Annotated in this window: 16 protein-coding genes; 9 read left to right on the plus strand and 7 right to left on the minus strand. The window is 62.2% G+C overall.

The window, feature by feature from the left end:
• The first annotated feature begins 1 nt into the window (after position 1).
• From E0E41_RS09550 to E0E41_RS09585, 8 genes are all read left to right on the plus strand, one after another.
• Positions 2-874: a MurR/RpiR family transcriptional regulator gene (locus E0E41_RS09550; protein WP_130869723.1), complete on the plus strand. Its 873-nt coding sequence runs from the start codon at positions 2-4 to the stop codon at positions 872-874.
• 163 nt (positions 875-1,037) lie between these two features.
• Positions 1,038-2,633 carry an ABC transporter substrate-binding protein gene (locus E0E41_RS09555; protein ID WP_130869724.1) on the plus strand — a complete coding sequence of 532 codons (1,596 nt, stop codon included), beginning with the start codon at positions 1,038-1,040 and terminating at the stop codon, positions 2,631-2,633.
• 195 nt (positions 2,634-2,828) lie between these two features.
• Positions 2,829-3,767, plus strand: a complete 939-nt coding sequence (locus E0E41_RS09560; protein ID WP_130869725.1) for an ABC transporter permease — start codon at positions 2,829-2,831, stop codon at positions 3,765-3,767.
• Positions 3,768-3,782: 15 nt separating this feature from the next.
• Entirely contained in the window at positions 3,783-4,643 is an 861-nt protein-coding gene (locus E0E41_RS09565) for an ABC transporter permease (protein ID WP_130869726.1), read from the plus strand.
• A 7-nt stretch (positions 4,644-4,650) separates the two neighbouring features.
• On the plus strand, positions 4,651-5,682 hold the full coding sequence (locus E0E41_RS09570; RefSeq protein ID WP_130869727.1) for an ABC transporter ATP-binding protein: 1,032 nt from the start codon (positions 4,651-4,653) through the stop codon (positions 5,680-5,682).
• Complete coding sequence (locus tag E0E41_RS09575; protein WP_130869728.1) at positions 5,675-6,664, plus strand: ABC transporter ATP-binding protein; 990 nt, start codon at positions 5,675-5,677, stop codon at positions 6,662-6,664. Before E0E41_RS09570 ends, E0E41_RS09575 begins: the two co-directional genes overlap by 8 nt.
• 46 nt (positions 6,665-6,710) lie before the next feature.
• The gene (locus tag E0E41_RS09580; RefSeq protein ID WP_130869729.1) at positions 6,711-7,493 is read left to right on the plus strand and encodes a creatininase family protein; all 783 of its coding nucleotides are present in this window, start codon (positions 6,711-6,713) and stop codon (positions 7,491-7,493) included.
• 25 nt (positions 7,494-7,518) lie between these two features.
• A complete protein-coding gene (locus E0E41_RS09585; protein WP_130869730.1) occupies positions 7,519-8,595 on the plus strand; it encodes a M42 family metallopeptidase in 1,077 nt (358 codons plus the stop codon).
• 106 nt (positions 8,596-8,701) lie between these two features.
• Here the strand turns inward: E0E41_RS09585 and E0E41_RS09590 are convergent, their stop codons facing one another.
• The 6 genes from E0E41_RS09590 to E0E41_RS09615 all read right to left on the minus strand — a co-directional run bounded on the left by E0E41_RS09590 (position 8,702) and on the right by E0E41_RS09615 (position 15,346).
• Positions 8,702-9,721 (minus strand): Gfo/Idh/MocA family protein, encoded by a 1,020-nt coding sequence (locus E0E41_RS09590; protein ID WP_130869731.1) that lies wholly within the window; start codon positions 9,719-9,721, stop codon positions 8,702-8,704.
• A gap of 6 nt (positions 9,722-9,727) precedes the next feature.
• On the minus strand, positions 9,728-10,621 hold the full coding sequence (locus E0E41_RS09595) for a sugar phosphate isomerase/epimerase family protein (RefSeq protein ID WP_130869732.1): 894 nt from the start codon (positions 10,619-10,621) through the stop codon (positions 9,728-9,730).
• A gap of 24 nt (positions 10,622-10,645) precedes the next feature.
• Positions 10,646-11,611 carry an ABC transporter permease gene (locus tag E0E41_RS09600; protein ID WP_242623747.1) on the minus strand — a complete coding sequence of 322 codons (966 nt, stop codon included), beginning with the start codon at positions 11,609-11,611 and terminating at the stop codon, positions 10,646-10,648.
• Positions 11,601-12,581 carry an ABC transporter permease gene (locus E0E41_RS09605; protein ID WP_130869733.1) on the minus strand — a complete coding sequence of 327 codons (981 nt, stop codon included), beginning with the start codon at positions 12,579-12,581 and terminating at the stop codon, positions 11,601-11,603. Before E0E41_RS09605 ends, E0E41_RS09600 begins: the two co-directional genes overlap by 11 nt.
• A 4-nt stretch (positions 12,582-12,585) precedes the next feature.
• Positions 12,586-14,085, minus strand: a complete 1,500-nt coding sequence (locus E0E41_RS09610; RefSeq protein ID WP_242623748.1) for a sugar ABC transporter ATP-binding protein — start codon at positions 14,083-14,085, stop codon at positions 12,586-12,588.
• A 133-nt stretch (positions 14,086-14,218) separates the two neighbouring features.
• Positions 14,219-15,346 (minus strand): ABC transporter substrate-binding protein, encoded by a 1,128-nt coding sequence (locus E0E41_RS09615; RefSeq protein WP_130869735.1) that lies wholly within the window; start codon positions 15,344-15,346, stop codon positions 14,219-14,221.
• Between the two features lie 304 nt (positions 15,347-15,650).
• Here E0E41_RS09615 and E0E41_RS09620 point away from each other — a divergent pair, with 304 nt between their 5' ends.
• A complete protein-coding gene (locus E0E41_RS09620) occupies positions 15,651-16,547 on the plus strand; it encodes an AraC family transcriptional regulator (RefSeq protein ID WP_130869736.1) in 897 nt (298 codons plus the stop codon).
• A gap of 265 nt (positions 16,548-16,812) precedes the next feature.
• On the opposite strand, the gene E0E41_RS09625 is transcribed toward E0E41_RS09620, so the two are convergent.
• Positions 16,813-20,580 (minus strand): M14 family metallopeptidase, encoded by a 3,768-nt coding sequence (locus E0E41_RS09625; RefSeq protein ID WP_130869737.1) that lies wholly within the window; start codon positions 20,578-20,580, stop codon positions 16,813-16,815.
• Positions 20,581-20,613: the final 33 nt, after the last annotated feature.

Consider the following 20,613-nt stretch of genomic DNA (forward strand, 5'->3'; position numbering starts at 1 on the left):
TATGGATATTCTGGAGCAGATCAGAGCCAACTACGGCTCCTTCAGCCGCCCCCGCCAGCGCATCTCCGATTATATTTTACAGCATCCGGAGCAGTGCTGCTTTCTTTCCCTGCGCAGTTTTGCCCAGCAGGTGGACACCACGGAGGTCACCGTGCTGAATTTTTGCCGCAGCCTGGGTCTGGGCAGCTATACGGACCTGAAGAAGGCCCTGCAGGACTATCTGATTGTACGGGTCAACACCGAAGAGCGCCTGAAGCTGGCGGTGGCGGGCAGCGGCAGCGCCCGGGACCTGTGCCAGCGGGTCAGCCGGGATGAGCGGGACGCCCTGCAGAACACACTGGACGGTAACTCGGTGGAGCTGCTGCTGGCCTTTGTGCAGGCGCTGCGCCGTGCCAAGCGGATCTTTATCGCCGCCCACGACTTCAGCCGCTTTGCCGCCAGCTACCTGGAACACCGGCTGCTCACCCTGGAGCTGGACTGCCGCATGCTGGACCTCCAGGCCAGACAGGATATGTTCCGCCGCCTCTCCTCCCTGCCCCCCGAGGACGGCCTGCTCATCCCCATCACCATTCCTCCGTACAGCACCGACACCATCGCCGTCACCCGCTACTGCGCCTCCATCGGCATGCCCATCGCCGCCCTCACCGACCGTCCCGCCTCCCCGGTGGTGGCCCACGCCCAGACCACCCTGCTCTGCCACGTGGAGCTGATGGGCATGACCAACTCCTGCACCTCCATGATCGGCCTGGTGGATACCCTGGCCATGCTCTATACCTTTACCAGCGACGCCCCTTCCCAGGCGGAGAAATCCCATCGCACCACATTGCGTCAGAAGTTTGACAATTGCTTCGACCAGCGAAACACTTCAATATGAATTTAATCTTGCAAAAAGTCCCGCTCTTTTCAAAAAGAGCGGGACTTTTTTCTTAATTTGCCTGGTACTCTGTCGTGAAAAAGTGTTGCAATTGACAAAAGCATTTGCTATAATTTATCTCATCAAACTACAGTAAATACTGTAGATACAAGGAGGAGTATGCATGAACCGTACTGCACGGAAGCTGACTGCGCTGTCTCTTGCCGCCGTGATGGGTCTGAGCCTGGCGGCCTGCGGCAGCAGTGACAAGGGTTCCAGCAACACCGGCAACCCCGATTCCACCGGCTCTGCCAACGCCGAACAGACTTCCTACGCCGACCAGATCGTAGTGGGCATCACCGCCGAGCCCAAGTACATTGAGCCCAACGCCCCCGGCATGGGCCCCGCTGAGGTCCAGGTGTCCCAGCAGATCTTTGAGGGTCTGGTCCGCACCGGCGACGACGGCACCATCCAGCCCCAGCTGGCCACCGACTGGACCATCAGCGATGACGGCCTGACCTACACCTTTAATCTGGTGCAGGGTGTGAAGTTCTCCAACGGCGAGGATGTGGAGCCCAGCGACTGGGTGTGGTCCCTGTACCGCGCCCGCGACTATGAGACTTCCAACTACCGCTACATTGCCGAGTCCATCGACACCGTGGAGGCCACCGACGAGCAGGTGGTCATCACCCTCACTCAGCCCAACGCCGCTTTCCTGGCCGAGCTGGGCTGCTTCAACATGGTGCTGGGCGACCAGTCCTATGCTGAGAGCATGAGCGACGAGGAGTACCTGAAGAACCCCGTGGGCACCGGTCCCTACATGCTGAAGGACTGGACCCAGGGCTCCAGCCTGACTCTGGAGGCCAACCCCTACTACCGCACCGAGGGCATGCCCAAGACCAAGGAGATCAAGTACGTGCTGGTGTCCGATGACAACACCCGTCTGATGCAGCTCCAGTCCGGCCAGATCGACGTGGCCCCCACCTTCCCCTTCTCCCTGGCTCAGGGCGTGGAGAGCGATGACAGCCTGGCGCTGGACATCTTCCCCTCCACTCAGATCTATTACCTGACCCTCAACACCACTCAGGCTCCCTTTGACGACGTGAAGGTCCGTCAGGCCCTGTATTACGCGCTGAACCGCTCCGAGCTGGCCAGCACCATCGCCGGCGAGTACGGCGCCCCCGTGGCCGCCATCGTCTCCGAGACCCAGGGCGAGTGGTGCAACACCGACCTGCAGGTCACCGACTATGATCCCGACACCGCCAAGCAGATGCTGGCCGACGCCGGCTACACCGAGCCCGTGGAGTTTACCCTGTCCATCCGCACCGGCTCCACCTTCTATGAGCAGATCGCCACGCTGATCAAGTCCGAAGTGGACCAGGCCGGCTTCAACTGCAACATCGAGCTGCTGGAGTCCGCCACCCTCAGCGACAAGTACAGCTCCCTGAGCCACCAGGCCACCATCCTCCAGTGGGTGGACGACTATCAGGACCCCTCCGGCGTGGTGGGCTGGACCGTGGACTACAACCAGGCTCAGTGCTTCTACACCGGCCTCAACGACGAGGAGCTGGACGCCCTCTACATGCAGGCCCAGACCGAGATGGACCACAACAAGCGCGTGGAGATGTATCAGGAGATCCAGCAGCGGGTCTATGACAACGCCAACGTGATCCCCCTGTACCGCAACGACTTTGCTTTTGCCCGTTCCGCCAAGGTGGAGGGTCTGCAGGTCAACCCCTTCTACGTGTACCAGGCCATGTACTGGACCAAGGCCAACTAACCAGCCGTCTCGCCATCCTCCCGGACTGTGAGGCAGCAGAACACGGGGGGTGGAGCGTGTGCTCCATCCCCCCGTTCTTTTTGCGGGACGTTCTGGCCATATGGGGCGTGCCGGTCCCATATGGCCAAGGCGTTCCGTATCTATTACGAACCCAAAGCCACGGCCCTATGAACTGACAGAGGCAGGTGTATCCTTTTGAATCGACTGAACTACATTCTAAAACGGATCTTACAAATGATCCCCGTCCTGTTCGTGGTCACCATTCTGGTGTTCGCGCTCATCCGTTTCATCCCCGGTGAGCCCGCCCGGCTGATTCTGGGCGAAAAGGCCACCGAGCAGGCGGTGGCGGCCCTGACGGAAAAGCTGGGTCTGAACGAGCCTCTGCTCACCCAGTACTTCCTCTTTTTAAAGCAGATCTTCACGCTGGATTTCGGCAACTCCTTTACCTATCAGATGCCGGTGGCGGATCTGCTGGCCTCCCGCTTCCCGGTGACCCTGGCCCTCACCCTGATGAGCACCGTTATCTCCCTCGTCATCAGCCTGCCCCTGGGCTACTTTGCCGGCGTGCATAAGGACAAGCTGGGGGACCAGGTGGTGCGCACCACCTCCCTGGTGGCCATCTCCATGCCCTCCTTCTGGGTCGGCCTGCTGCTGATGATCGTCTTTGCCCTGAAGCTGAAGTGGCTGCCCGCCGGCGGCTGGGCAGACACGCTTCCGGGTCAGTTCCGCTGTCTGATCCTGCCCGCCATCACCCAGTCCCTGATGACCACCGCCCTGCTGCTGCGCAACACCCGCAACTCGGTGGTGGATATCACCCGCATGGACTATGTGGACTTTGCCCGCAGCAAGGGCATCTCCAGCGGCGAGGTGCGCTCCCGCCACGTGATGCGCAACGCCATGATCTCCACCGTCACTCTGCTGAGCATGCGCATGGCGGCCATGCTGGGCGGCTCGGTCATCATTGAGACGGTGTTCTCCATCCCCGGCATCGGCAAGCTGGCCAGCGACGCCATCTTCGGCCGGGACTATGCGGTGGTGCAGTTCGTGGTGCTGCTCTTCGCGGTACTGGTGCTGGTCATCAACCTGATCACCGATATCCTCTATTCCTTCCTGGACCCCCGGGTCAATCTGTAAGAGAGGGGTGTACACATGAAACGATATCACGGCGTCAGTCCGCTGGAGCGCAAGCGCTCCATGCCCGCCTGGCTGACCAAGCCCTCTCTCATCGTCGGTGCGATCATTGTGCTGATCGTGGTCATCCTGTCCCTGTTCCCCCAGTTTATCGCCCCCTATGATCCCATCGCCACCGATACCCTGGTGTCCAACCAGCCCCCCAGCGCCGCCCACCTGTTCGGCACGGACTTCTACGGCCGGGACATCTTCTCCCGGGTCATCTGGGGCACCCGCATCGACCTGCTCATCGGTGTGCTGGGCGTCATCATTCCCTTCATCATCGGCGGCCTCATCGGCCTGCTGGCAGGCTACTACGGCGGCGTGCTGGACAGCCTGCTGATGCGGATCACCGACATCATGATGGCCTTCCCCTTCACCATCCTGGTCATCACCATCATGGCCATTCTGGGCCAGGGCCTCATCAACCTGTTTATCGCCCTGTGGCTGGTGGGCTGGATGAGCTATGCCAAGCTGGTGCGCAGCGAGGTGTTGGTGCTGAAGGACTCCGAGTTCATTCAGGCCGCCCGGGTGGCCGGCTTCTCCGACGCCCGGATCCTGTTCCGCCACCTGCTGCCCAACGTCATCAGCTCGGCGGTGGTGTTCGCCGCCTCCGACGTGGTGATGTGCATGCTCACCGGCGCGTCCATGAGCTTCCTGGGTCTGGGCGTCCAGCCCCCCACCCCGGAATGGGGCGCCATCCTCAACGAGGGGCGCACCTTCATCACCTTTGCCTGGTGGGAGACCTTCTTCCCCGGCCTGTTCCTGGCTGTCAGCGGCGTGGGCTTCTCCCTGCTGGGCGACGGTCTGACCGACTTCCTGCGTACGAAAGGACGGTGATCCCGGCATGGAAAAACTGCTTGAAGTAAAAGACCTGCACGTGGCCTTCCCCAGCAAACAGGAGACCGTCCGCGCCGTGGACGGCGTATCCTTCGAGGTGTTCGAGGGCGAGACCTTCGGCCTGGTGGGCGAGTCCGGCTGCGGCAAGAGCCAGACCCTCCGCTCCATCCTGGGGCTGCTGAAGCAGCCCGGCCGGGTCACCGGCGGCGAGATCCTCTACAAGGGCACCGACATCACCAAGATGAACCAGCGGGCCCTCCAGAAGATCCGTGGCAAGGAGATCTCCCTCATCTTTCAGGAGCCCATGACCTCCCTCAACCCGGTGCTGCGCATCCGCACCCAGATATACGAGGCCTTTGAGCGGGAGAAGCTCACCAAGGAAGAGAAGCAGAAGCGGGCCATTGAGCTGCTCAAGCTGGTGGGCATTCCCTCCCCCGAGACCCGGCTGGACGAGTATCCCCACCAGTTCTCCGGCGGCATGCGCCAGCGGGCCATGATCGCCATCGCTCTGGGCGCCAAGCCCAAGCTGCTGCTGGCCGACGAGCCCACCACCGCTCTGGACGTGACCATTCAGGATCAGATCATGAAGCTGCTCAACCAGCTCAAGCAGGAGCTGGGCATGAGCATCATCCTGGTCACCCACGACCTGGGCGTCATCGCCCAGATGTGCGACCGGGTGGCGGTGATGTACGCCGGCCAGATCGTGGAGATGACCGACACCGTCACTCTGTTCAGCAAGCCCCGCCACCCCTATACCTACGGTCTGATGGGCTCCCTGCCCAATGAGGACACCGCCGGCACCACCCTGGAGGCCATCCAGGGCTCTCCCCCCAACCTGGCCCACCTGCCGGAGGGCTGTCCCTTCGCGCCCCGGTGCAAATTCGCCTGCGAGGTCTGCCACAAGGAGCGCCCGGAGATCACCGAGGTGGAGCCGGGCCACTTTGCCCGCTGCCACCGGCCGGAGATCACCCAGACCTTCCAGGGTCTGATCCAGGTGCCGGACCAGAACGGCGGAAAGGAGGAGGCAAACCATGTCTGAATCCCGTCCTTTGCTGCTGGAGGTGGACCACCTGTGCAAGTGGTTCCCCCTGAAGCGCACCATAGCCGATGTGGCCCACCACAAGGAGCGCGCCTATCTGAAGGCGGTCAACGACGTATCCTTCCACCTCTACAAGGGTGAAAACCTGGGTCTGGTGGGAGAATCGGGCTGCGGCAAATCCACCCTGGCCCGCACCATCCTCCGGCTGTACGAGCCCACCAGCGGCACCGTAAAGCTGAACGGCCAGGACATCTCCCACATGAAGGGCTCCCAGCTGCGCAGGCTGCGGCCCCAGATGCAGATGATCTTCCAGGACCCCTATTCCTCCCTCAACCCCCGCATGTCGGTGTATGACACCATCGCCGAGATGCTGAAGGTCCACCACATGGTCCCGCCGGAGGAGATCCCCGCCCGGGTGGAGGAGCTGCTCACCATGAGCGGTCTGACCATGGATATTGCCCAGCGGTTCCCCGGCGAGTTCTCCGGCGGCCAGCGGCAGCGCATCGGCATCGCCCGGGCCCTATCCCTGAAGCCCGCCTTCATCGTGGCCGATGAGCCGGTGTCCGCTCTGGATGTATCCATCCAGGCCCAGATCATCAACCTGCTGTCCAAGCTCCAGAAGGAGCTGGATCTGACGGTCCTCTTCATCTCCCACGACCTGCGGGTGGTGCGCCACATCACCCACCGGGTCATGGTCATGTACCTGGGCAGCAACGTGGAGGTGGGTCCCACCGAGGAGATCTTCAAACACCCCGCTCACCCCTACACCCAGGTGCTCACCAAGGCGGCTCCCAAGCTGGACCCCCTGAACCGCCAGCGGGACTACGCCATCGAGGGCGAGCCCCCCAGCCCCATCAACACCCCCTCGGGGTGCAAGTTCCACCCCCGCTGCCCCTACTGCACGGACAAGTGCCGCACGGAGGTCCCCGAATTGAAGGAGGTCGCCCCCGGCCACCTGTGCGCCTGTCACTATCCACTCTGAAGCCCGCCAAAAGGCCCGCTTCTTGATCTACAAGGAGGTAGTATTTATGCGTTTATCCAACCTGACCTGGCCCCATGCGGAGGAGTACTTCCGCGATCACGACACCGTTCTCATCGGCATCGGCTCCATCGAGTGCCACGGCCGCCACATGCCCCTGGGCACCGACACCCTGATCCCCGACTTCCTCATCGACAAGATCGAGGCCAAGACCGACGCCCTCATCTGCCCCACCATCCCCTACGGCGCCACCGAGAGCCTGTGCGACTATCCCGGCACCATCAACCTGGGCACCGAGCTGCTCTACCAGGTGCTCAGCCGGGTGTGCGACAGCCTGTTCCAGCACGGCGCCCGCCGGTTCGTCATCCTCAACGGCCACGGCGGCAACGTGAAGGCCATTGACCGGGTGGGCTATGACATCCAGCGCAAGGGCGGCATCCTGGCCGAGCTGAACTGGTGGCTCATGGCCTGGGACATGGACCCGGCCTGGAAGGGCGGCCACGGCGGCGGCGAGGAGACCGCCGCTATCCTGGGTATCGACCCCTCTCTGGTGGACCAGAGCGAGGTGCCCGGCCCCATGAAGCTCCACGACGTGTCCGACACCCTGAAGGCCACCGGCTTCACCTCCATCGAGTACAAGGGCGTCACCGTCAACATCCCCCGTCTGACCCCCACCGTCACCCACAACGGCTGGATCGGCCCCGACCATCCGGAGACCGCCACCGAGGAGTGGGGCAAGAAGATGCTCCAGACCACCGCCGATTACATCGCCGACTTCATCGAGGAGTTCAAGAAGGTGGACATCGCCAAGGCCTGCGGCACTGAGTTTTAACTTGTCAGAAATGGTGGTAGGAAGAATGGATAAAAAACGATCTGTAGAGCTGTGCGCCGCCCTGTCCAACGCCAAGGGCGCGCCCGGTTTTGAGGACCAGGTGCTCACCGTGGTCCGCCAGTACGGCCAGGACCTGGGTACCTTCCGGGAGGACAAGATGCGCAACCTGTACCTCTCCCGCAGCGGGAACAAGGGCGGCCGTCCCATGGTCCAGCTGGACGCCCACACCGACGAGGTGGGCTTCATGGTGCAGGCCATCAAGCCCAACGGCACCCTGCGCTTCACCACCCTGGGCGGGTGGGTGAACTCCAACATCCCCGCCCACCGGGTGTGGGTACAGACCGCCGAGGGGGAGTACATCCCCGGCGTCATCGCCAGCAAGCCCCCCCACTTCATGAGCGAGGCCGAGCGGAAGGCCCAGCCCAATGTGGAGGATATGAGCATCGACATCGGCGCCTCCTCCCGGGAGGAGGTCATCCGGGACTTCCATGTGCGCATGGGCGCTCCGGTGGTGCCCGACGTGACTTTCGAGTACCAGGAGAAGCACGACCTGATGATCGGCAAGGGCTTTGACTGCCGGCTGGGCTGCGCCTCCATCCTCCGCACCCTGGACAATCTGAAGGGCAAGGAGCTGAACGTGGACGTCACCGGCGCCTTCGCCGTTCAGGAGGAGATGGGCACCCGGGGCGCCACCGTCACCGCCAACACCGTCAAGCCCGACCTGGCCATCGTCTTTGAGGGCTGTCCCGCCGACGACACGGTGGTGGAGCCCTACATGATCCAGACCGCCATCCACAAGGGCCCCATGCTGCGCCACATCGACGCCCGCATGATCACCCATCCCCGGTTCCAGCGCTATGCCCTGGACCTGGCGGAGGAGCTGGGCATCCCGGTGCAGGAGAGCGTGCGTACCGGCGGCTCCACCAACGGCGCCCCCATCCACCTGTCCAACCAGGGCGTGCCCGTCATCGTCATCGGCATCCCGGTGCGCTACATCCACACCCACTACGGCCTGGCCGCCCACAGCGACGTGGAGAACGCCGCCAAGCTGGCCGCCGCCATTCTGGAGCGGATGGATCAGGCCACCCTGGACCGTTTCTAAGCGTTTTTCTATCCAAAAAAGGACGCGCTGCGTTGCAGCGCGTCCTTTTTGCAAGCATTATATTGTCAGATAGCGGTCTCATCAGTGTTCAGATACCGGACGTCTGTTACTTCAGCGGCAGGTGGATGACTTCGCCGGTGGCGGCGGACAGGTCCGCCGCAAAGACCACTTCCTGGGTCTTGACCGCGTCGGACATGGGGCAGTCGGTCTCCCTGTCGTGGATGATGCAGTCCATGAAGTGGGCGGCCTCTTCCGGGAAGGGGTGGTGCTTCACATCGCCGCTGTTGGGGGTCAGCACGGGCAGCTCCAGATAATCCCGCTGCTCGCTGATCTGGCTGGGGGACCACAGCTTCTCGTTCCACAGGGTGCCCTTGGTGCCGCACAGGTGGATGTTGAACACATAGGGGCTGATGAAGTCGTAGCTGCTGCCCACCTTGGCCACGGAGCCGTTTTTGAACTTCAGGATGATGGAGATGGTGCCGTCGTACTCCAGATCCTTTCGCATCCGGCAGGACTGGGCATAGACGGAGACCACCTCGTCCTGCATGAACCACCGGGCCGCGTCCACCGCGTGGCAGCCGCCGGCCAGCAGGGAGCTGCCCCCCACGCTCTTCTTGCAGGTCCACTCGTAGCAGGGGATCTCGCTGGTCACCCGGTGGAAGTAGTCCGCCTCCACGTACTTCAGATCGCCGATAAAGTCCTTCTGCAGCTTCTTGGCGGTGACGAACAGGGGGTTATAGTGGAGCACATATCCCACCAGCGTCTTGACCCCCGCCTTGCGCACCGCCTCGTCCATCCGCTTGGTGTCCTCCCAGGTCAGGGCCGCCGGCTTCTCGATGAGGATGTGCTTGCCCGCCTCGGCGGCCATGACGGTCTGCTCACAGTGCATGTCGTTGGGGGTGCAGATCACCACGATGTCCACGTTGGGGTCCTTCAGACCCTCCGCATAGTCGGTGTATACCTTGCAGCGGTCCTGGATGCCGTACTCCCGGGCCTTTGCCTCCCCCTTCTCCCTGGAGCGGGAGACGATGGCTGTGACCTGGGCGTCCTGCGTCATTTCAAAGGCCCGGATGTGCTCTCCGGATACCCAACCGGTTCCAACGATCATAACACCGTACTTCTTCATCTTGGATCATCCTCTCAATTCAAATTTTTTGCAAAGGGTCTCCAGAGTTTCCCGCGCATGGCGCAGGGTTTGATCCACCAAGAAATGAGCCGGGGGGATCAGCTCCACCATCAGGTCGCCGTCAAAGCCGATGTCGCGGATGGCCTCCATAACGGCGGGATAGTCCACGTCCCCGTCCAGCAGGTTGGTAAAGCCGTTGATGTTGTCCACCGACATCCGGTAGTCCTTGCAGTGGAACTCCCGGATGCGCCCGCCCAGGGTGCGGATCCACTGCTCCGGATAGCCGAACCGCCTGGCGTTGGCAATGTCAAAGCAGATTCCGATGTTGCGCCGCCCCGTCTCGTCCACGAACCGTGCCATTTCCAGGGGGCTGTACAGCATATTGTTCCAGACGTTTTCGATCATCAGGCACACGCCGGGGGCGTGGTCAGCCAGGGCGGTCAGCCGCTCCTGGGCCAGCCGGTACCCCTCCTCATAGCCCATGTCCGGGGTGAGCATCCCCGGGATCACCAGGGCGGAGGATGCGCCGATGGCCTGGGCGGCGTCCAGCATCCGCCGCACCGCGTCCATGCTCTTCTGAGCCGTGTCCGGGTCCCGGGCGGTCAGCGGGTAGATGGAGAAGCTGACGATGCCCCCCACGCTGCTCAGGGGCAGGCCGATCTCCTCTGACAGGCCACGGAGGGCGGAAAATTCCCGCGCTCCCGCGTGCTCGTGGAGCAGGGAATTGAAGTACCCGCTGATGTCCAGCGCGTCGGTCACCCCGCCGGCGGAGCAGCCGGAGGGCCGGTCCGCGGTCAGGCACACCTCCATACACTCGTAGCCCAGCGCCTTGGCCCGCTCCATGGCCTCCCGGACCTGACAGGGCGCCGGAAAGCAGAACTGATTGATTCCGATCCGCATGGTTCTCTCCTTTCCCGCCGGGGCTCAGTCTTTTTTGAACATCTGCTGGGCGGCCACCACCACCAGGATGATGCAGCCCTGGACGATCAGCTTGCCCACCTCGCTGATGCCCAGCATGGTGAGAATGGCCATCAGCAGCATCATGAAGAAGGCGCCCAGCACCACGCCCCAGACGCCGCCCCGTCCGCCTTCGATGGCGTTTCCGCCGATGAGGGCCGCGGCCAGGGAGTTCATGGCGTAGTCCCCCTGAAGGGTCAGGGAGGCGATATTGTGGTAGCCGGTGAGGATCAGGCCGGCGCAGGCGGCCATCAGGGCGGAGAAGATGTAGGCGCCCGCCACCACCCGCATGTTGGCGATACCGCTGAGCCGGGAGGCCCTGGGGCTTCCGCCCACGGCATAGAGCTTCCGGCCCAGGGAGGTGAAGCGGAGCACCAGGAACACGATGACCGACAGGATCAGCCAGATCAGGGTGGAGTAGGGGATCCCCATCCACCGGCCGGTGCCCAGCGCCCGGATAAAGGGGGCCGCGCTGCCGGTGGGGGCGCCCTTGGTGTAGACGTAGCAGATGCCCTCGCAGATCATGCTGGTACACAGGGTCATCACGAAGGGAGCGATCTTCAGCAGCAGCACGCCGGCCGCGTTGGCCGCGCCGATGATCAGGGCCAGCAGCAGGCAGACCAGCACGCCCTGGACGCCCCGGGCGTCGCTGCCGCCCATCACGGCAATGCAGAAGATGTTGACGATCATGACGGTGGTGCCCACCGACAGGTCGATGCCGCCCACCAGGATCACCAGGGCCTGGCCCAGGGTGACGATGCCCAGGGCGGAGGCCTGCCGGGAAATAATGAGCAGCTGGTCCATGGTCAGGGAGCCGGGCACCAGAATGCCCTGGGCCAGGATCATGACCAGGATAATGACCAGCAGGATCAACGGCTGAAAGGAGCTGCCCTTGATCAGCCGGCTGTGTTTCATCAGAGAATCAGGCTTCACGGCGACGCACCTCCAACCGCCCGGAAATGGAGTAGATGACCATGGCTGCAATGAGCAGGACGCCCTTCATGACGTACTGATAGAACTGGTTGATCTCCAGAATGTTCATCATGTTGGACAGCATACCGATGAGGAAGGCCCCCGCCACGGTGCCGGACAGCAGCCCGGTGCCGCCGGCCAGGGAGGTCCCGCCGATCACGGTGGCCGCGATGGAGTCCATGCTGTAGGTGGTCCCGCAGGTGGGATCGCCCACCCGCATCCGGCAGGCCAGCAGCAGGCCGGTGACCGCGGCGCACAGGGCGGCCAGGATGTAGGTCTTGACGCTGGCCCGGGTGGTCTTGACCCCCATGGACGCGGCGATGGTCCGGTTCTCACCCACCGCGTAGATACTGGTGCCCGTCCTGGTGTGATACATCAGGTAGCGCATGATGAGGAACAGCACGATCATGATGATCAGGGGCATACTGAGGATGTCCCACTTCTTGTAGACGGTCCGGGCAAAGTCCGCGTTGATCTTGCCGCCCGCCACCGGCAGGATCCAGAGGGCCACGCCGTTCAGGATGGTGCTGGTGCACAGGGTGGTGATCATGGGGGGCACCTTCAGGTAATTGATACAGACGCCGTTCACCGTGCCCACCAGGACGGCGAAGGCGATGACCACCACCAGCCCCAGAGCCACCTGGACCGGGTTGTCGCTGCCCATGAGGCGGGCGGCGATGGCGGTGCACACGCTGATGGTGGAGCCCACGGAGAGGTCGATGCCGCCGCCGATGATGACCAGGGTCTGACCCAGACTGGCGCAGGCCAGCGGCGCGCACTGGGCCAGCACGTTGGTGATGTTGTATACGGAGCGGTAGCTCTCCGAATAGGCGCACATACAGCCGAAGATGACCAGGAGCAGGCCGCAGATGGTCAGAACGCTGCCCATCTGAGGTGTGGCGGCAAATTTTCTGCGTAAACGTTCCATCATCTCATCACTCCTCCGTCATCCCGCTGGCGGCCTTCATGACCTTTTCCTCCGTGATCTCGGCCCGGCTCAGCTCCCGGACGATCCGCCCCTCGTAGAGCACCAGGGTGCGGTCCGACAGGCCGATGAGCTCCACCATGTCGCTGGTGAGCATCACGATGCCGATGCCGGAGCGGGTCAGCTGATCCATGATCTGATAAATGGACATGCGGGCGCCGATGTCAATGCCCTTGGTGGGCTCGTCGATGATGAGCACCTTGGGCCGTGTCATCAGCCAGCGGGTCAGCATGACCTTCTGCTGGTTGCCGCCGGAGAGGTGGGACACCAGATCCTCCAGGGAGGAGGCCTTGATCTGGAAGGCGTCCGCCAGCTTGCCCACTTCCTCCTTCTCCTGCTTCTCCCGCATCCATCCCACTGGGGTGGACAGCCGCCGGAGGGAGGCCAGAGCGCCGTTTTTCCGGATGGACTGGGTGAGCACCAGGCCCTCGCCTCTCCGGTCGTGGGTCACATAGGCCACGCCGCTCTGGATCCGCCGGGCGATGCTCCCCTTCAGGGGCTTCCCCTCCACCAGGACCTGGCCCTGGCTGATCCGCTGGTCGCCGAAGATGGCCCGCACCACGGCCCGCTGGCCCTGGCCCTCCAGGCCGCCCAGGCCCACGATCTCACCCGCCCGGACGGTGAAGCTGACGTGGTCCGCCTTGCCGGGAATGGTCAGATCCTCCACCTTCAGCAGCTCCTCCCCCAGGGGGGGATCGCTCCGGTCGGGATAGATGTCCTCAATGACCCGGCCCACCATCATCTTGACCATCCGGTCCTTGTTCAGCTGGTCCCGGTCCAGGGTGCCCACCAGCTTGCCGTCCTTCAGCACGGTCACCCGGTCGGCCAGCTCCATGATCTCGTCCAGACGGTGGGAGATGTACAAAATGGACACGCCCTGCTTCTTCAGGTTCCGCACGTTGCGGAACAGACGGGCCACCTCGTCCTCGTCCAGGGCGGCGGTCGGCTCGTCCAGAATGAGGATCTTCGGCTCGCCCAGCAGGGCACGGGTGATCTCCACGCTCTGCCGCTCGGCCAGGTTCAGATCCGACACCCGCCGCTCCGGCTGCAGCTGATAGCCCAGGCTGCGGCTGCACGCCAGGATCTCCTGACACATCCGCTTTTTGTCCGTCCGGCCCAGCCTGGTCACCCGTTCCCGGCCCAGGAAGATGTTCTCATAAACAGCCAGATTGTCCAGCAGGTTGGATTCCTGGTGGACAAAGCCGATTCCCATCCGGAAGGCCTCGATGGGGCTGGTCACCCGCACCGCCTTGCCGTCCAGATAGATCTCGCCCTCTTCCGGCTGGAGATTTCCACCTAAAATATTCATCAGGGTGCTTTTTCCTGCACCGTTTTCGCCCACCAGAGCGTGGATCTCCCCCTGGCGCACCTCCATGGACACATCGTCCAGAGCTACAACGCCGGGGAACCGCTTGGTGATATGGCGGAATTCCAGATAATGATTCTGCACGCCTTTCATCCTCCCGCTGCGGGTCATAAGGAACCGGCGCGTGAACGCGCCTGACGGGGATCACGCGCCGGTTCGGAGCTTGCCTGATTCAGAAGAGGGTGACGAACTTCGCCACCCTCTTCCGGTATTTTTCTTAGTGGTCGTTGGCCACGCCTTCGCCGCTGAGGCCCTGAGAACCGTCGTTGCCGTTGCCGTACAGGGTCTGGATGTCCTCCTCACTCATGTGAGTGCCGCACCAGAAGCTGTCGGACAGGTCGGGCCGGACATAGTCGTCCACCTCATCGTTGGTGATGGTGGGAATCTCCACCACGATGTCCTTCTCGCCCTCGTAGGTGCCGTTCAGGATCTCCAGGCCCAGCTCGGCGCCGTAGGCGAACAGCCAGGTGGGCAGAGAGGTGGCGATGCAGGACAGGCCCTCATCCTTGTACTGGCTCCACAGCTTCAAAAAGCCGTTGCAGTCCTCACCCATCATGGGGATCCAGTCCCGGCCGGAGTCGGCCCAAACCTCGATGGCCGCGCGGGTCATGTCGCCGCCGGAGGACCAGATGCCGTCGATGTCGTCATAGGCGGCCAGCAGGTTCTCCATGACGGGCTTGGCGGTGGCATAGTCCCAGTCGGCGTACTCGGAGGCCAGGACCTTGATGCCGGGATACTCGGCAAAGGCGTCCATGGCGCCCTCCATGCGGAGGACGGCGCTGGACAGGCCGGCCATGCCGTCCAGGCAGACGATGTTGCCCTCGCCGCCCAGCTCCTCGCACAGCCACTTGGCGCCCACGTAGCCAAAGTCATAGTCCTTGGCTACCACGGACACGCTGTACTTGTCGGTGACATCGGACAGCGGGGAGGTGCAGTCCACCACCACGATGCCGGCGTCATAGGCCTCTTCCACCACCGCAGCCACGGATTCGGCGGAGATGGGCTGCAGGATCAGCATATCCACGCCCTTGGCAATCAGATCCTCGATATCGGAGATCTGCTTGTTCACGTCGTTGTCGGCGTTGTAGATGTAGTACTCGGACACCTGATCGTTGTTCTTCAGGAAGGCCTCCAGCTCGTTGACGCACTGGACGCCCCAGGTGTTGCCTACCCACACGTTGGAGAAGCCCACCTTGTAGGTCTTTCCCTCCGTGTTCTCACCGGCAGGTGCGCTGGAGGAGGGATTCGGGCTGGAGGAATCGGGATTCTGGTCTCCGCTGGAGCAGCCGGCCACAAGGCCAATGACCATTGCGCAGGACAGGAGAATTGCAAGCAGCTTTTTCATTCCATCCACTTCCTTCTCTAGATTTTAATTTTGAGATGTGCATATTACCAAGATATCGCAACCTTATGCCCATCTCTTTTATTTATATACTACAATCCGCTTTCGATAGAATCAATCTCATTTCCGGTATTGTTTCTAACAAAAGTGGCTGGTCTCTTGGATTTTTCTTTGTGTGGTGTTATAATGAAAATCATGTTTTTACCCATTTTATTAGACAATCCTACTATTTTCCAGGCGTTTCTCGGAGTGTTTCGCCGCAGAATTTATCATTTCCGGCTGGTATCCTGCACACGGGAGGTTTCAAATGCGAGGTTTTAACTGGGAATATGAATTTGATCCCGTTTTCCCCATCCATCTGTTCCATTATAATGTGGCAGGAAACCGGGACCGGATGCACTGGCACCTCTACCATGAGATCGGCCTGTGCACCGGCGGCCAGGGGAAATTTGTCTATCTGAATAAGGTCTACACGGTTCACCCCGGAGATATTTTTATTTCCAACAACTACGAGAATCACGTGGCTGTTTCTGATTCAGGGGAGGAGACCCAATACCTCTTCCTCATTTTCCTCCCCTCCATTATCTCTGATCCCGGCGGGCAGTCTGTGGATTCCCAGTACCTGCACTTTCTGGACTATAATCCGCTGCTGTTCCAGAACCAGATCCCGGCGGATGATCCTGCCGCCGCCCGCCTGGGAGAGCTGATTCAGGAGGCTTATCAAGTATATTCCCGCCGGGGCTCCTTTTACCAGATGGAACTGGATATCCTGCTGCGGCAGATCCTGCTGACCCTCTCCCGGGCCAGAAGCGGTGTGGAGAGGAGTGATGGAGGCAGTGCCAGCGAACATCCCAAGATCGCGGCGGCCCGGGAGTACATCAACGATCACTACACAAGTCCCCTGACCCTCCGCCAGGTGGCCGAACACCTGCAGTTGAACGAGTCCTACTTCCGGCACCTGTTTAAAGAAGAGATGCGCATTTCCTTCAAAGCGTATATCACCTTGCTCCGTCTGGCCCATGCGCAGAAGCTGCTGATCGCCTCAGATCACAGCATCAACGAGATCATTCAGGAGGTGGGCTACAGCAACATCAGCCAGTTTTATAAAGTATTTGAGTTGAATTACAATCTGACCCCGGCAGAGTACCGCCGCCGTTACCAGAAGCAATATTCACCGCTGCACATGGACACCTATTCCATATGACAAATTCCTTTCCTACACCCACTGCTTCCACTGTCTCTCAGCGCAGGAAACCGAAGTCTTCAGGCGGCGGAGCCTCAGTTGGGCGGAAACTGACAGCTCAATCATCCATGGTCCGCTCCGGGGCGCGCCGCCCACCCTCTTCCGGGAATCTGCGGCAGTCTGCTGAGGTACAGAGGTAAGCCGCAGTCATGGCATTTTTAAGAATCACCGTGAAAAAGGGCCGGGGCAGCTTCGTTTGCTGCCCCGGCCCTTTCTCAGGGAAGTCTTATTCCGCATCAGCGGCAAAGAGGGCGCTGGCCCGCACAACCAGAGCGGCCAGCTCGGCACGGGAGGCGGAGCCCTGAGGATTCAGCGCTCCGGCATTGCCCTTCAGCAGGCCGTTGGACACGGCCCAGGTCACGGCGTCCTGAGCGAAGGCGGACACAGAGCTGCCGTCGGAGTAGGCCGACAGGTCGCCGGTAGCGGTCACATCCAGGCCCTGGAGCTGTGCGTAGCGGTACAGCATGGTCACCGCCTGCTCCCGGGTGAGGGTGTTGTCGGGAGCAAAGGTGCTGTTGCCCACACCGGACACCACGCTCTTCTCATAGGCCCAATCCACAGCGGCGGCACAGTAGGAGGTGTCGGCCACATCGGTGAAGGGAGCGGAGACGGCGGCGTCGGGCTCACCGGCCATGCGGTACAGAATGGTGGCCATCATGCCCCGGGTGGTGGTGACATCGGGGGCGAAGGCAGTGCCGCTGACGCCCTTCATCAGGCCCTGCTGGGTCACGGCCATGACATCGCCGGCATACCAGGCGTCAACCGCCACATCGGAGTAGCCGGTGCCGGTCATCACGCTGTCAAAGGCGAAGTTGGAGATGAAATTGAACTCATCCCGCTGGTGGACCTTGTTGGTCAGGGTGTTGGCGAAGAGGACCACGTCCAGGTCGGCGCCGTCGGCGCCCTTGCCCTCATAGGAGATGGCCTGGATGGAATCGTTCAGGAAGTCGCTGTAGTGCTCGCCGGTGCTGGGCAGGAAGCCCTCCAGCAGCTCCTTGGAGCTGTCCAGCTGTACCAGCACCTTGGCGCCATCGGGGATGGCGGCGAAGTAGCCGGCGCCGTAGCCGTAGAGGATGTCATCGCCCTCCGCCGCATAGCTGGCGGTGACCATGCTGCTGGTGGGGTAGGTCACATGGGCCAGAGCGTCCATGGCATTGCGGCTGACGGTCTCATATACCAGCTGACCGTCGGCAAAGAGGCCGGTGGCGGACTGCATGGCGTCATAGCCATAGCCGATGTAGGGGGTGCCGCTCTTCACGGCGGCCAGAGCCTGGTCATCCAGCCCGGCAGCGCCGATGATCACGTCGGCCTTGGAGGCGTCGTCGGTGACGGTGAAGCCAAGCAGCTCCATGGCCTGGCGGTCGTAGTTGTACTCGTAGGAGCCGCTGACCAGAGTGGTCTTGACAAAGCCCTCGTCATTGTCGCCGGGCTTGCCGGAGATGTACACCACAGGGGCCTTGGTGAGGGTCTGGGCGGCAGGGGCGCTCTCCACACCGATGCCGGTGATCAGATAGTCATCGGCCACGCTCTGCCAGTCGGCGTAGGAGCACAGGAAGCTGCCCTTGTACTGGCCCTGGGTGATGACGGATACCGCCTTGCCCGCCTTCAGCAGGGCATTGACGGCGGCGGTGGAGTCCTCGGAGCTGTTCATCAGGATGACCTGAGCGTTCTTCACGCCGGTGAAGGAGGAATCCAGGCTGGCGATGTAGGTCTGGGCGTCCTCATAGTTCATGGCGTCGCCGCAGACGGCGGCGATGGTCTTGTAGGCGGCGGGCTCGGCGCACACCACCATGTCGAAGCCACGGGTCTCGTTGAAGGCGGTGATGCCCTCAGAGTAGAGGACGGGCCACTCGGTGATGACGGTGCCGTCATACAGCACGCCGTTGGCCACGCTCCGCTTGGCCTGGTACATGGATACGATCAGGGTGCCGGCGGGGTACTCCACCCCGTCATAGGTAAAGGCCTTCCCGGTGATGTTGACCTTGACGCCGTTGCGGGTCAGGTACTCCATCATGTCGGCGGCGGCCTGCAGGTTGGACTGGTTGGCGCCGTCCATGGGGATGATGTAGCACTCGGGGTAGAAGTTGCCGTTCTGGCCCTCGCCGTCGTACTCAGGACGGAACAGGTCGGCCTCGGCGCCCTCCACATCGTACTGGTCGCAGAACCACTGGCCCACCAGGTCGTAGGCATCGGAGTTGGCGTTGGTCACGCCCCGCTCAAAGATCTTGGCCTGGTCCAGCAGATAGCTGTCCTTGTTGGCGGCGATGTACACGCTCTGGCCCAGCTGACCATAGGCCACGCCCTGCACCATGTAGTCGTCGTAGGCGGGCACCTCAACGGTGTAGGACACGGTGCCGTGGAGCATGGCGTACTGGGGGGTGTAGCTGGTGGACATGTCGTCCCAGGGGTCCAGCCACTGGGTCTGGTTGTCTCCGTCGGCGGTCTTCTCGCCGGTGTAGGTCAGATAGTCACGCTGGGGGATCACATAGCTGTTGTGGCCGTCGTTGTTGGCTACGGCGGCAATGCCCAGAGCCTCGCCGCCGGTCATCAGGTGCTCGGCCAGCAGGTCGTACTCAAAGTTGGGCTCGTGAGGGGGATCGCAGGGCTCACACTGGAAGGCGGACACCCGGCCGTGGAACTCGGTGAAGCTGACGGGGTTCCAGGCGGCGATGAGCTGGGTCATGTTCTGGGTCTCGGCCTGGGTCTGGAAGGAGTTGTCCCGGTTCAGATCGAAGCCGCCGGAGGAGGTCCGGGTCACATAGGTGCGGCCCTCCACATTCTCCTCGGGAACGATGATGAAGAACACGTCGTCCAGCAGGTCGTCCACATTTACCGTCTCGGTCTCCACGGTGTAGTACTTCTCCAGGTCCACCACGGTGGAGTTGCTGGCGGTGGTGCCGTCGGCGTTCTCACCCTTGATGTAGCCCAGATAGGTGGCGGTGTCGGCCACCAGGTCGGGGATGGCCAGAGAACCCTCCTCACCCACGGGGCCCATCTGGGCGGCCAGTTCGGCCTCGCCCTCGGCGGTGAAGCCGGTGAGCTTGTCGTAGTCGATGGTGCCGCTCTCGGAGGCAGCGGTCTTTACCAGCATCCAGGCAAAGGTCAGCACGCCGTCGGCGGCGGCCACCTCATTGGCGTGGACGTTGGAGTAGAGCACGGGCACCTGGTAGTCCCCCAGGGTGCCGTTCTCGATCTTCTGGATCAGGGCGGTGGGATCGCTCTCGGCCTGGGCCTTGATCTGCTGCCACTTGTCCACCGCAGCCTTGCTCTTGGCCACGATCAGGTAGGGCATATCCAGGCTCTCCATGCCGTTGTCGCCCTGGCTCTTGCCCATGGAGAACTTCTCCACATAGAGGTCGGTGTTCTTCTCAGCGTAGGACACGATCTCGTCGATCTGGGCATAGATCTCGGACATGGTGTGGAAGTTGTCATAGGGGGCCACCTTCAGGCCCACGGAACCCACGGTCTTCCCGTCCACGGCGGCAGACAGGTCGAACCAGCCGCACACGTCCAGGTAGTAGCCGCCGTTGACGTGGGGGGCGCTGAGGTCGTCGCCGAAGTAGCCGCAGTTCTCAAAGGTGACGGTCAGATAGACCTGGCCGTCCACGGTCTCAGCCCCGGACACGATGTTGCTGAAGAAGGGGGTATCCCCATCCGCGCACACCCAGCCGCTCAGGGGACCGCCCTGGGACTGGTTGGGGAACAGGGCCTCATCCACATATTCCTGGTCAGGGTCGCGGACCAAAGACCAGACTGCCTTCTCAGCGGCGGCCTTGGCCTCCGCCTCGGTCATATTCACCGGGATGCTGGCCTTGAAGGTCCGCTCGCTGGTGAGGGAGATCATATTGTCGCCGCCGTCGTCACTGGTGTTGACGAACTGGGCGGCAGGTGCGGTGGGCTCGGCGGCAGACGCCGGGAACACGCACAGGGACAGCAGGAGGGCGCATGCCATCACCAGAGACAGCACCTTCCCAACGGACTTGTGTTGCTTCATGCTGATCACCATTCTCTTTCCTTCCGGTCTGGA

Origin of the sequence: Intestinimonas massiliensis (ex Afouda et al. 2020), assembly GCF_900626285.1 — a bacterium.
Classification (GTDB): domain Bacteria; phylum Bacillota; class Clostridia; order Oscillospirales; family Oscillospiraceae; genus Flavonifractor; species Flavonifractor massiliensis_A.

Excerpts from the sequence above, each read along its gene's own strand:
- E0E41_RS09550 (WP_130869723.1), top strand. The coding sequence starts at position 2 with ATGGATATTCTGGAGCAGATCAGAGCCAACTACGGCTCCTTCAGCCGC.
- E0E41_RS09555 (WP_130869724.1), top strand. The coding sequence starts at position 1,038 with ATGAACCGTACTGCACGGAAGCTGACTGCGCTGTCTCTTGCCGCCGTG.
- E0E41_RS09565 (WP_130869726.1), top strand. The coding sequence starts at position 3,783 with ATGAAACGATATCACGGCGTCAGTCCGCTGGAGCGCAAGCGCTCCATG.
- E0E41_RS09570 (WP_130869727.1), top strand. The coding sequence starts at position 4,651 with ATGGAAAAACTGCTTGAAGTAAAAGACCTGCACGTGGCCTTCCCCAGC.
- E0E41_RS09575 (WP_130869728.1), top strand. The coding sequence starts at position 5,675 with ATGTCTGAATCCCGTCCTTTGCTGCTGGAGGTGGACCACCTGTGCAAG.
- E0E41_RS09580 (WP_130869729.1), top strand. The coding sequence starts at position 6,711 with ATGCGTTTATCCAACCTGACCTGGCCCCATGCGGAGGAGTACTTCCGC.
- E0E41_RS09585 (WP_130869730.1), top strand. The coding sequence starts at position 7,519 with ATGGATAAAAAACGATCTGTAGAGCTGTGCGCCGCCCTGTCCAACGCC.
- E0E41_RS09590 (WP_130869731.1), bottom strand. The coding sequence starts at position 9,721 with ATGAAGAAGTACGGTGTTATGATCGTTGGAACCGGTTGGGTATCCGGA.
- E0E41_RS09595 (WP_130869732.1), bottom strand. The coding sequence starts at position 10,621 with ATGCGGATCGGAATCAATCAGTTCTGCTTTCCGGCGCCCTGTCAGGTC.
- E0E41_RS09605 (WP_130869733.1), bottom strand. The coding sequence starts at position 12,581 with ATGATGGAACGTTTACGCAGAAAATTTGCCGCCACACCTCAGATGGGC.
- E0E41_RS09615 (WP_130869735.1), bottom strand. The coding sequence starts at position 15,346 with ATGAAAAAGCTGCTTGCAATTCTCCTGTCCTGCGCAATGGTCATTGGC.
- E0E41_RS09620 (WP_130869736.1), top strand. The coding sequence starts at position 15,651 with ATGCGAGGTTTTAACTGGGAATATGAATTTGATCCCGTTTTCCCCATC.
- E0E41_RS09625 (WP_130869737.1), bottom strand. The coding sequence starts at position 20,580 with ATGAAGCAACACAAGTCCGTTGGGAAGGTGCTGTCTCTGGTGATGGCA.